This is a genomic window from Microbulbifer sp. CnH-101-G (assembly GCF_052466775.1).
Genome location: NZ_CP174292.1, coordinates 1,984,626 through 1,996,932, shown reverse-complemented (window position 1 = coordinate 1,996,932; position 12,307 = coordinate 1,984,626). Strand labels below are relative to the sequence as shown.

The 12,307-nt window shown below is 44.0% G+C and carries 11 protein-coding genes; 3 read left to right on the top strand and 8 right to left on the bottom strand.

What is annotated here, in order from left to right:
* Positions 1 to 101: 101 nt before the first annotated feature.
* The 8 genes from pcp to ACJJID_RS08760 form a co-directional block, all read right to left on the bottom strand.
* Positions 102 to 770: a pyroglutamyl-peptidase I gene (gene pcp / locus ACJJID_RS08795; protein ID WP_444922390.1), complete on the bottom strand. Its 669-nt coding sequence runs from the start codon at positions 768 to 770 to the stop codon at positions 102 to 104.
* A 95-nt stretch (positions 771 to 865) separates the two neighbouring features.
* On the bottom strand, positions 866 to 1,285 hold the full coding sequence (locus ACJJID_RS08790) for an ester cyclase (protein WP_152453821.1): 420 nt from the start codon (positions 1,283 to 1,285) through the stop codon (positions 866 to 868).
* A gap of 307 nt (positions 1,286 to 1,592) precedes the next feature.
* A complete protein-coding gene (locus tag ACJJID_RS08785) occupies positions 1,593 to 2,048 on the bottom strand; it encodes a hypothetical protein (protein ID WP_152453820.1) in 456 nt (151 codons plus the stop codon).
* 1,001 nt (positions 2,049 to 3,049) lie between these two features.
* Positions 3,050 to 3,658: an OsmC-related (seleno)protein gene (locus ACJJID_RS08780; protein ID WP_444922389.1), complete on the bottom strand. Its 609-nt coding sequence runs from the start codon at positions 3,656 to 3,658 to the stop codon at positions 3,050 to 3,052.
* Positions 3,659 to 3,859: 201 nt separating this feature from the next.
* Complete coding sequence (locus ACJJID_RS08775; protein ID WP_444922388.1) at positions 3,860 to 4,315, bottom strand: hypothetical protein; 456 nt, start codon at positions 4,313 to 4,315, stop codon at positions 3,860 to 3,862.
* Positions 4,316 to 4,587: 272 nt separating this feature from the next.
* Positions 4,588 to 5,667, bottom strand: a complete 1,080-nt coding sequence (locus ACJJID_RS08770) for a 3-deoxy-7-phosphoheptulonate synthase (RefSeq protein WP_444922387.1) — start codon at positions 5,665 to 5,667, stop codon at positions 4,588 to 4,590.
* 695 nt (positions 5,668 to 6,362) lie between these two features.
* Positions 6,363 to 7,649, bottom strand: coding sequence for an NRAMP family divalent metal transporter (locus ACJJID_RS08765; protein ID WP_444922386.1), 1,287 nt, complete (start codon positions 7,647 to 7,649; stop codon positions 6,363 to 6,365).
* Entirely contained in the window at positions 7,621 to 8,526 is a 906-nt protein-coding gene (locus ACJJID_RS08760) for a LysR substrate-binding domain-containing protein (protein ID WP_444922385.1), read from the bottom strand. Before ACJJID_RS08760 ends, ACJJID_RS08765 begins: the two co-directional genes overlap by 29 nt.
* Positions 8,527 to 8,709: 183 nt before the next feature.
* On the opposite strand from ACJJID_RS08760, the gene ACJJID_RS08755 reads away from it, so the two are divergent.
* The 3 genes from ACJJID_RS08755 to ACJJID_RS08745 are packed head-to-tail and all read left to right on the top strand — an operon-like array spanning position 8,710 to position 12,133.
* Positions 8,710 to 10,377 (top strand): amidohydrolase family protein, encoded by a 1,668-nt coding sequence (locus ACJJID_RS08755; RefSeq protein WP_444922384.1) that lies wholly within the window; start codon positions 8,710 to 8,712, stop codon positions 10,375 to 10,377.
* 18 nt (positions 10,378 to 10,395) lie between these two features.
* Positions 10,396 to 11,532, top strand: coding sequence for a dipeptidase (locus ACJJID_RS08750; RefSeq protein ID WP_444922383.1), 1,137 nt, complete (start codon positions 10,396 to 10,398; stop codon positions 11,530 to 11,532).
* Positions 11,533 to 11,548: 16 nt separating this feature from the next.
* On the top strand, positions 11,549 to 12,133 hold the full coding sequence (locus tag ACJJID_RS08745; RefSeq protein ID WP_444922382.1) for a hypothetical protein: 585 nt from the start codon (positions 11,549 to 11,551) through the stop codon (positions 12,131 to 12,133).
* The last annotated feature ends 174 nt before the right edge of the window (positions 12,134 to 12,307 follow it).

Genomic DNA, 12,307 nt, shown 5'->3' with positions numbered 1-12,307 from the left:
ACGCCGGTTCATGAATGCTGGCTACCAGAGCTGCCAATTCTTTGCTGCTGGCTCCGCAAGTATTTGGATTTAGAATTGGGATTGGTTGAGGTTAAGGCATTTTAAATCTGCGGCTTGGATAAAATGGCTTCATCAATATCCTCAGTGTGCTCCAGTGCGGCTTCAATACCGGCATGTACTCCGAGAGCGGCTGTTTCCCTGGCCATGCTGGGGGTACCAATATTTTCTGCTAACGCCGCTACTTGTGGTAATTGAGGGAGGTGTATCCAGCCTGCGCGAATTTCCAGCTGATTGGTAATAATGTGGTGAAGTACTCCATACATCAGGTGATTGCAGCAGAAGGTGGCGGCGGTGTCTGAAATGTCTGTCGGAACACCGGCACTGCGCATCGCTTTCACCATAGCTCGAAGGGGGAGGTTGCTGCGATAAGCAACAGGGCCGTTGGGAATGGTGGGCTCACCCTGCATTTCAACCCCCCGATTATCCTTCAGTTGGTAGCGTGTTGAGTCATTTAAATTTTGTGCGATTCTCTCTACCGAAATGACCGCGCGGCCTGCATATTCACCGAGCATCACCACTACTTGTGGGCGAAGCTCTCCTATTGCAGCGGTCACAACATCAATACTTTCGAAGAAGTTATTTGGTACCAGCAGTCCGTAGATTTCAGCGCTGCCGATACGGGTGCCGTCGAGCACCCGCATCACGGATTCTGCCGGATTGACTGGGGTATGGCCAAAGGGTTCAAATCCAGTAACAAGAACTTTTGTCATGGCAGCTTAATGTTGGTAGTCATTCGATGAGGTCGGCATCTTACTAAAACCCCGAATTCGCATTCGTCAGATCCGAGGTTTTAGTTTAGTCGGGTTTACTTGATCAGCCCCAGCTCTTCAAGGAAGGAGTATTTATCCCAATCCACCCAACTTTCTACCATCTTTCCACCTTCGTATCGGTCGGTATGGGTGCCTGTCCAGCTGCTGGTTTTATTGGTGGCCTCATACTGCATGAATTTACCTGTGTGAGTAGCCGTGATGCGCCAACGGGTACATACATAATCACCCTCTGCAACTTGCAGTAAAATCTCCATTTTCACATCGGAGAAGCTATTGTGAAATTCCTTCACTAAGTCTTGCCACTCTTCTAGCGTATCTGTTGAAGTGCCGCCAGAGGCATCTGGCATTTGGTGGTTTTTGTAATTGGCAGATAAATAATCAGAGGCTTCATGTGGGGTGTTGTCCCCCCATAGTTCGAGTAACTTTTTAGATGTCGCTTTATGATTGGCGGACATAGTGCTCTCCAGTCTTATGGTCGGCAAGATTTGGGTTCTTAGGCAGGGCAAGCATAGTGTAAAGAAAGAATGAGTAGAGAAAGAAAATGAAGAGAGAGAAAACTGCCTGATAGGGGCGGAAAGAAACGAACCATTGCTCCGGCAAGTTCTGCTGAGAATAAGGTGACATTTCTACTTCAGGGCCCCGGAAAGATAGTGAAAGAATGAGATATATTTCGGGCATCCGGTATCAACAGGAAAGGGGCCTTGCGGCCCCTTCGAGTTTCTCAAGAAACTCTGTCAATGCGTCATCAGTTGTCTAACTATGTTAGCGATAATTACTGATGCACTGATTATATTCGCGGATATAAACCTTACCACCGTTCGCATGGTTGGCATTAGCCTTGTCTGCCGCGAAATTCATACAACCTTCAATCTGGTCGCGAGTTAGGCCGTAGTTACGAGGCATAGTACCGCGCCAATAGTAGTTAGGCGAACTGCGCCAATAGTAGCTAGGTGTGCCACGTGAATAATAGCGGGGGCGAGAATCGCGCCAATACATGCTTCTCGGTTGCTCATACTGACGGATACGGGTGGGCGGATTTACCGGGTAAAAATAACGGCCCTGCTCATTAAAGGCATAGAACGTGTTACCACTTTGATAGTAAGTCTTACCAAGTATTTGCACCGGTGAAGAGCCAGCTGGCAACTGAGAAAGTCGCTCTTGGGCTACACCATATCCCGCAAGAGAGAACAACAAGATCATTGAAAATAAATATCGCATAACATTTCTCCTTCTCCCAACTTGGCAACAAGTCTACTCAAATGTGTGTTGTGTCCCAATGTGGTCTATTGGAAGTTTCGGTTGCTTCACCATAGGTTTTAAAGACTTCAACGAAATAAAGAAAAATAAACCAATAGTAAAATTTTCTGTTATTTTTAGAGGGTGCAAAACCTACTCTATCTGGGGTCATTCTTATGGAATAAAAATTCCACTTGGAAGCCTAGGTAATAACAACAGATTTGTATGAGTTTCGTATTGGCTACTCACTAAAAAACTGATTGTGCCCATCGTTTTGATCTTGTAGGTATGAGGTTGCGCTTGGGGAGTTATTGCGCTCCATGGGTTGTGTTTTTAATTGCTTTTTAGGAGTTATTTCTTCGTTAAGTGTTTCTCTGGCTTTTTCCGGGACCTTAAAGAGTTTGTGGGGGCTGAGAAAGGGCCAGTGAGATAGGGCCAGTGAGATAGGGCCAGTGAGATAGGGCCAGTGAGATAGGGCCAGTGAGATAGGGCCAGTGAGATAGGGCTAGATTGAAGGGCGATATCCGGCTAGTCGAGTTTTTGAGGGCTTGAGGATCGGCTGGTATTTTCATTGCTCATTATTCGCTCCTATTTTTTTAGTTGAAAATTTCATGTTAAAGGGCCAGGGATCAGGGTCAACCCTAGAGGGGTTTTATAGGCATATTGATGAAAGTGGTTTCAAGGCTTTTTTGAGTTGCTTGTTAGCTTATCCATTGAGCCTTTAAGTAATTGTTGCAGCTGAGTCACATCCTTTTGTAAAAATATCCTAGAAGATCTAAGAAAGAGGTAAGGGAAAGCTTACTACGAGCTACTTAACCCCTTAATCAAGCCCTAACCCAGCCTGACATCCCTCTGCCGCAAGGCACGCCAGGCCCTTCTGTGCTTTTACCTGATATAAAAAGAAAGGGCTACAGTTTTAAGAGTTTGCTCTGAAAATCATTGTATTTAAAGCGTTCACCTGCAGGTTTAATAGATGGTGTTATTCACTCAAAGGTTATAGCCTTGCTGTTAAGGTAGAGGGAGGTAGTGACTGGTGTGGCATTAGCTACCGTTTGTAGTGACATACAGGCTTGCCGACAGCAGTGGGCAAACTCCACAAGTTTTTCCTTGGTCTCATCGCTTTCGATCATCAGGTGAATTTCTACTCGTTCTCCCTTGCCGAATACCTTCTCGGGTTCAATTCCACCAAAATTTAAGGTGGTTGAAAATTCAGTCTTTTGTTCAAGTTTTACTTTCTTCAGATGAATGCCAGATAGCTGTGCCAGCATTTCTACGTGAGACATCATGCAAAGCGCTAGCCCAGCAGAGAAATACATAATTGGAGATGGGGCGCTCCCACGACCTCCAACCGCAGTTCCCTCATCACATATTAGCTCCCAGGTTCCTCCATTGGGTACATTGGAAAAAATGGTAGCTTTCTTCAGGTGATGACCCTGGGGCATTTGCTCCACATTGATATGGGCATGAAATTTTAACAGTTCCCCTTGCTTCACCTTATCCAGATGGGGTGGGGGAAATGTGGCCTGCTCAGCATCTTCACTGAGCTTGCGGACAATGGTTGTAGAGGACATGTCCCACTCTAAGGGTTCCATAATGGGTACCTCGTAACGACGAAGATACTTGCCTTGAGAGAGCTAATCGAGAACTAAATCTCATGACGGCTAAATAAAATCGTTGCTAGTTTAAGAATTTCTGAAATGGGTCACCAATTCTAGGAAAAGAATCATGATGTTTTGTTGGTGGTGATTCAGGTGGGTTTTTTCAAGAAAGTGAGCGGTATTTACGGGCTGATTTTAGGCTAACAATGGAAGCCCTGTTCTATGTTCTAGTACATTTAGATAATTTTTTGCCTCTCCTCGGCTGTGAAAAGCCCTTACCATAATGCCCTCATGAGATTTCGCGTATTTGAAGACAAGAACTACCTGATAGCTGGTTTCGCTTCTACTGTTCTCTTTGGAATGGCGGGAGTAAGGGATTATTTTAAATCCCTTGAAAATTGTGAGAGATTTTTTTTCAGTCCAGCTGTGCCAGAGGATCTGGTTTTTAGATATATATTGTTTACTCTCTAAATCAATGTAGTGACTCTTTTTAAAAGAGAATGTGATTACGGCGAGCAGGCAGAGTACGGCTGTGGCGGCCCAGGCGAAGATGGAGCCAGTGTCTAAGGCAAAGCTAAGGCTCACAAACAGCCAAATCAGTACAAAACCACCCAGTATGTAAGTAATTATTCTATTAGACTGCAGTTCCATTTTATTGCTTCTATCCTAAAAGCTTTCTGGGTACGCCGGGCATACACAGAATTTTTATCCATAATGGATGGAAAAAATGGGAAGATCTCTCCCTAAGGGCTTTTGCGAAGGTGAGAATACTCTCACCGCGCTCCTTTGTCAGCCTCTCGGTGAGTTTTAGATGGGTTAGATGCCCAGGTGCGGTTTGGGGATATTGGGTTGGTTTTGCAGTAATTATTAGGAATAAAATTCTGCCAAAAAAGGAGAGTGGGGGTTATTAACCCCCTAGAAGATCAAAATTGGCCTGTTCGACCCTGAAGAGGTTCCCGCAATTGCTCTGCCATCCCCATTAATAGAGATTCCGTGGTTTCCCAATCGATACACTTGTCGGTAACAGAGACGCCGTATTCCAGGTCATCCAGATTGGCGGGAATCTTTTGGTTACCGGCTTTCAGGTTACTCTCCACCATAATGCCAATAATTGATTGGTTGCCATCAAGAATCTGGTGGGTCACATTATCTACCACTAGGGGCTGTAGTTCGTGGTTTTTATTGGAGTTGGCGTGGCTGCAGTCGACCATGATATTGGGGGTAATTCCGGCGCTACGCAGCTCCTGTTCACACATAGCGACACTGACCGAATCGTAATTTGGCTTGTCATTACCACCGCGCAGCACCACGTGGCCATAAGAGTTACCGGAAGTGTGAATAATGGCCACCTGGCCGCGCTTGTTGATACCCAGGAATCGGTGGGGATTAGCGACAGATTGCAAGGCATTAATCGCCACTTCCAAGCCGCCATCGGTACCATTCTTAAAGCCTACGGCAGAGGAAAGGCCGCTGGCCATTTCACGGTGTGTCTGGGATTCGGTGGTGCGAGCGCCAATGGCAGACCAGGAGATCAGATCCTGAAGGTACTGTGGAGAGATTGGGTCCAGCGCCTCGGTAGCAGTGGGCAGCCCCAGCTCGGCGACATCTAAAAGTAGTTTGCGGCCAATATGCAGGCCTTCCTCAATCTTGAAGGAATCATTCAAGTGGGGATCGTTGATCAGGCCCTTCCAGCCAACTGTGGTGCGCGGCTTTTCGAAATAGACTCGCATTACAATCAGCAGGGTATCGGAAACCTTGTCAGCCACCGCTTTCAGGCGCTTGGCATAATCCATTGCGGCGTCCACATCGTGAACGGAGCAAGGTCCGATAACCACCATCAAGCGGTGGTCTTTGCGATCGAGGATATCACGCACGGCGCTGCGCCCTTTGGCGACGGTCGCCTCGGCTGCATCGCTAATGGGGAGCTCTGCTTTCAGCATCTCCGGGCTGATCAGGACTTCCTGGGAGACGACATTCAGGTCGTCGAACTGCTGTGTAGTCATAGCGTCTTCTGATTACTCTGTTCCTTAGTGCCGCTCTGCACCTGCAGGCGGATGACTTATCCTACTGTGCTGCAAAGAATAGGGCGAGGGTTTCATTTGCAACCAAATAATAGGTCTGATTTTGGGATGTACATTTGTATTTTTCCCATGACAGTTTGGCACTTCAGGAGCGTTTAGAGGAGGTTGCTTAGGAGAGTTTTGGCGTGGAAGAAGTGATGATTTGGAGCTTCATCAGTTGAGTACAAGCCTACCTATGAGTACCCAGTGATCAAGAGGTGATCAATGGGCCTTCCTTTCGGAGCTGTTCATGTTGAAAGGAGCTAGCTAATGATGAGCCACTCATTATGTGAGCAGATCAGTTTTACAGAGGTAGGAATAGCATTCCAAGTAACCACCTTGATAGATCTAATGCCAACTGCTTAGATGGCTTCACTCAGGGTAAAAAATTTAGTCTGTAGCTGAAACGACTTATATAACCTGTGCAGGAGAGTTCAGAAGTACCCCTGAAGGTGGGAGGCAGTATTCATGAAGTAAGCTGATTCCCCCCGAGCTACAACTTGTGTCAATAAAGTACAAGGAAAGATTAAGATGAAGAGGAATTGAAGTCTATGGCTTAGATGACCTTATGTATTGCGCTCATCCCTGAGTTTTACATTTATAGACTTTTCAAGTCTGTTGATGTTGCAAAGAAATCGTTAGTTACTCAAAAAGCGCCAATAAATAAAGTAAAAACTAAAACCTATCATCAGGCACAGGCAGACATAAGTGTAAACTAAGTACCACCCTTTTAAGTGATACTCTCTTGGTACCCATTTACCGTTCATAACAAGAATGTTGAGTAAAGCAAAGATTGGAGCGCAAACGAAAGATAAAGTAGTTACAAAGTCGATAAGGTTTTTTAACTGATCAGCAAATAGGGAGATAATAAACCAGCTTATAAGGCTTAGTATAACAAGGGTGGATACATAGACTCTATTTTCTGGAATCTTGATACTATTCGATGATCTCAAGGCACTTCGCCAAACTTGAGGAAAGCCATCGGAGACTGCAAAGGTGGTTGAGAAAAGCGCGACAAAACAGATAATGCTGATTGTTAAATGGCTCCAGTCACCAAGGGACTCGGTATAAATGTTGATTAGCTGACCAGCAAATATGCCTGCAGATTGGGATAATTCAATATCTTTCCCAAACATTACTAGTGCACCTAACCATACAAATACAATCGCTAATAACAAACTGGTGAAGTAGCCAACCTTAAAGTCAAATACGAGAGATTTCCTGTGAAACCCTCTATCTGGTTTTTCCTTTATCCTTCGCTCCGACCAAATAGAGTGCCAAACAGAAACTTCAATCGAAGTTGGCATCCAGCCGACTAAGGCGACAACAAATGCGATGCTCACAGCTGGTTCTATATCGGCTGTTAAATAGGATTTAGAGGGAAGAAACCCATATTGACTTATTGCAGCAATGAGTGTGATCAAGCTGGCAATAGCCAGTATGAGGACCATCCACTTTAAGCTTTCATTCAGCCATTTAAATTGGCCGGCAATCAATATTGCACAGGTAATGACCAGAATGATGGCAGACCACTCTGAAACATTTAGGATATCGCCAAATAAATTGAGTGCTAAAGCAGCGGTGACAATCGTAACTGCAGCTTGAACAAAGAACATTGTTAGAAATGTGAGAGTCATATAACTATAAAAACCAACTCGACTGTGTTTTTTATAGCCTTCCAATAAACTCTCGCCGGTGACAGCTGCATACTCTGGGCCGATTTTAAAAAAAGGGTATTTGACTAAATGCGCTAAGAAAATAAAACCAATCAAAGCAAAAGCGTAATCTGCACCTGCGCGAGTCGACTGCACGATATGAGATACGCCGATACTGCTTGCAGCCCAAATGATACCAGGGCCTAGATTTGAGAAAGTGCGTTTAAATACATCCATTGAATCAGAACTGCTCGGAATGATTTTGCTCAAAATAGCGCTTAGCCACATCGATAAAGGTTTTAACCTTCAGGGAAAGTTCGCAGCGATGAGGGTAGAGCGCAAAAATAGTCAGTGGCTTTATTGTGAATTTAGGTAAAATCTCAATGAGTTGGCCAGAGTCGACATAAGATTTGACAGAGTAAAAAGGCGCTTGGATTATTCCTTGTCCTTCAGCGGCTGCCTCATTCAATAGCCTCCCATTGTTAGATTGCCAGGCCCAGGGGAGTTTGATTTTTTTTATTTCCTCTTTATCTTGAAATAGCCAATGATCTCCTCGTATGCTGTGGTTAAAGAAAAGTAATTGATGCTTCTTTAATGACTCCATGTTTTCAGGGAGCCCATTTTTCTCAATGTAAGAATCACTTGCCCAGAGTGCTAGCTTAGTTTTTGCGATAGATTGGACGATATAGCTAGAGTCGGGTAATTCTGGTGCGATTCTAAAAACGAGATCGATTTTATTGTCGAGTAAATCGAGTGGGTCATTGCTGAGATGAAAATCCAGAAATACCTGAGGGTATAGCCTACGATAATTGGCAATTAACCCAGAAAAATATTGACTGCCTAGCTCTATGCTGGTCGATATCGATAGCCTGCCTTTGGGCTCTTGATTATATTCTGACATCGCCTGGTCGACGGAGTGGAGTTTTTTTAGTATTGGTGAAATTTGCTTATAGTAATCTTCGCCCGCTTCGGTTATTGATACTTTGCGTGTATTGCGCATCACTAACAGGCAGCCCAGCTCCTCTTCTAACTGCTTTATGTACTTACCAACCATTGCTGCGGAAATGCCGAGTTCGCGAGCAGCAGCTGCAAAGTTTTGCTTTTCGCATACCAAACAATATGCCTCAAGGGCGTGTAACTTGTTCATTGACTCCCTTGATGGCTAGTCTTCTTCTTTTCTTACGGTGGGCGTAAGTTGGAGTATACCGACAAGCATAGTAAACCAATAGTTTATACACTATAAACATAAATGACATTTAAAGTGCATCCCAAATGACGCAAAATTTTGCTATTAGATTAAAAATCCCACAATCTTCTTTTAGATAACTACATGAAAATAAAACAAATTTTTATTCTGGTGGCTCTATATATTGCTACCAACGGCGTTGTATTCGCAGAGGAAAGTAAGCTAGAGCAAGTTTTGCTCATTAACGCCAGTATAGTGGATGTTAAATCGCTTAAAGTTGATGAAAATCAGTCGATTCTTATCAAAGGCGATAAGATTAAGAGAATTTCTTCAACGAAAAAGCTCTCCAGAATGAGGGGGGCCAGTGTTGTCGATTTAAAAGGAAAATTTGTAATCCCTGGCCTGATAGATGCGCATGTCCACCATGCGACAGATCCGGATAGCTGGGATAATTTGTCAATCACTACTGAGCGACTTCGATACCTGCTTCGTGGTGGTGTCACTTCTGTGAGAGATATGGGCGGTGATGCACGAGCGTTGGCCTATTTAAAACGTCAAGCAGAGGTCGACGCCATCGCTTCGCCAGACATCTACTTTTCAGTCATTATTGGTGGGGAATCCTTCTTCTCGGATCCGAGAACCATTGCCTCAGCTAAAGGGCGTACCCCTGGCCACACAACATGGATGAGGGCGGTAGATCATAATTCAGATATGGACTCAATAATGCTCCAGGCCATAGGCGCTGGTGCAACAGGCATCAAGATATATGCAGATGTTGAGGCCGAGACAGTGCCATTGCTTGCAAATGCAGCCAAAAGACATGGTTTAAAAGTCTGGTCGCATGCTTATATTGGCCCCTCCAAACCTTTGGATATTGTCAATGCTGGTGTTGAGACTATTTCACATGCCTCTGATATGTCCGCTCAGTTAGTTGATAACTTCAAGGCGTGGCGCAGGAAAACTGCTGAATTCGATGATTCAACTTGGGAAAAAATGCTGCAAAAAGATAGCTATTTAGATCTTTTTGGCGCGATGAAAGAGAAAGGGACAATATTAGATGCGACGCTTACAGTATTTGAAAGAAGAAATGACTTAAACGAAAAATACAGGCAGCTTGATCAGCTCAGTACACAAATGACACAATTTGCCTATCAAAGCGGCATTACCATTGCCGCTGGCACGGATGCATTTAGTGACCTTGAAAATGACACTACACCGATGATTCATCATGAGCTAAAGCTGCTTGTCGATGAAATCGGCATGACACCACTCGAGGCAATTCAGGCTGCAACTTTAAATGCTGCGAAAGTGATAGGGATAGAAGGTTCTGTCGGTAGTATTGAAGAGGGAAAGAAAGCAAACATGGTTGTGCTTTCAGAAAACCCCGAAAAAAATATTGAAAATAGCCAGGCGATAGCTCATGTAGTAAAGAATGGTCGTTTTATTTTTATTGGTGATGACCCACAGTTGCCTTTCTCTTCTTCACGTGAAATGAATGGAACCATTTGGTTATCCGGGCAAATCGGTAATCATCCTTCAACTTTAACCTTGGCAGGCGAAAGTCTGGAAGCGCAGATGCATCAAACAATGATGAATATTGGCCAAGTTCTTGAGAGTAAAAACCTGGGCTTTGACGATGTAGTTAAGTGTACTTTGATGCTTGCTGATATTGATGATTGGCCAGCGGCGAATAAAGTCTACATCCAGTACTTCAGTGGAAAAAAACCAGCGAGGAGTGCTTTTGCAGCGAGCGCCCTGGCACTTGATGCCAAAGCTGAGGTGGAATGTATTGCTTCACGAAGCACTGATTAATTCTGGAGTGGGGATCTTATGAGCGATATAAATAGAAGAGCACTAATTAAATCTCTAGTATCAGGTAGTGTTGGTTCATATTTGGCTATTAACTCGGGTATATTAAATGCTTTTTCTGGGGTTAATGCAGAGAAATTAACGTGGAATTCATACGGTTCATCAATTGTAATTGATGGTCTCAGCGGAGCATTCTCGCTTAGGGAGCCAGTCTCTGAAGAAGCCCTGGGAATATTCAAGAGCTCGGGGATTAGTGCCTTGAATATGACAGTTCCCTATCCAGGTGATGACTATTCCGAGACTTTAAAGAAGGTTGAAAAAGCCAAGTCCATCATCGAGCAGAACTCAAACTATTTGAACTTAATTCAATCCGTACCCGATATCCTGAAAGCGAAGCAGGAGAGTAAGCTCGGTATCATAATGGGATTCCAATCAACTGAAATGTTTGATGAGTCGCTTTCAGGTATTTCAGAATTCGCCAAAATGGGCGTCAAGATAATGCAGGTATCCTATAATGGTCCTTCTATCCTTGGTAGCGGCGGTCTCGTTAAGGAGGATTCAGGGATAACTTCCATTGGCAAGAAAGCCATAGAAATAATGGAGGCGGAGAAAGTTCTAATCGACCTCTCGCATTCAGGAAAGAAGACAGTTTCCAGTGCTATTGGTCAATCAAAAAGACCGATCGTGATCTCTCATACTGGCTGCAACGCAATTTACGACCACCCTAGAAATAATGACGATACAGAGTTAAAAGCTGCTGCAAACACCGGGGGCTTGGTTGGAATCTACTTAATGCCATTTTTGGAGGGTGGCGAGCATGAAATAAAGGCTGATGTGGTAATAGAACATATACTGCATGCCTATAAAGTATGCGGTGAAGATCATGTTGCCATAGGTAGTGACCAAGGCGTAGTGCCAGTCAATGATGGCCCTGAGTATCGAGAAAGTATCCGTAAGGAAGTTGAGCGTCGTATTGCGGCTGGAATTTCGGCGCCCGGCGAAACGCCAAATCGTCCACCGTTTATTCCAGAATTGAACTCCGAGAGACGGATGGAGCTTATTGCCTATAAATTAAGCCAAAAAGGAATTTCTGATCGAGTGGTCGAAAAAATAATTGGTAAAAACTGGTTGCGTGTTTTTGCTACCGTATGGAATTAAAGGAAGGTAAGATTCAATGGCTAAATATATAAAGCTTTATGATGTTCTATCTCGACTGGTTGTTTGTGTATCGCTTCTCTTTTCACCTTTGCTTTTTGCTGAAGAGCTTAGCACTTATTCAGAGTTTCCAAAAAATTCAAAGACTGAAGTAATTCCTTTTCCGATCGAATTTGCCTCAGATATCACCTTGAATGGTGTTGAAGAGCTTGTCTTTCTGCCTGGCATGTATAAACAAGAAAAAGAAGATTTTTTTAGTTATGCCTTTTCTTGGACCCACAAGCCAGAGAAGAACCAAGTTTTTGGAAAGCTCGAAATTCAGAATTATATAGCCTCCTACTATAGGGGGTTGTATAAGGTCGTCACTAAAGGTAAAGAGTATGAGCCCGCTATTACAATGGAGTGGGTTGATGGCAAGTATACCGGTCAGATAAAGTGGATTGAGCCATTTGTAACGAAAAAGGAACAGAACCTCTACTTTAAAGGGGAGCAAGTTAATTGTGAAAAAACGAATGAGCTTCGCTGGTACTTTATTGTTTCTCCGCAAACTTCCTCTCATCCCGTATGGAAAGAGCTTCATTCGATTAAACCTAAAAGCTGTTAATGATAAAACTTAGGTTCTATCAATTCTCAGAAAGTAGTTTATTTTAGGTGGAGTCATAAAAAGAGCGCAGTTTATACTCATCTTAGTTTCAGGAGTTTTGGGGTCTTGTAGATGAATAGGCCCTAAGTGTTTCTTCGCTTTGGGCCAGCTCCGTTAGTCATATACAATGACTTG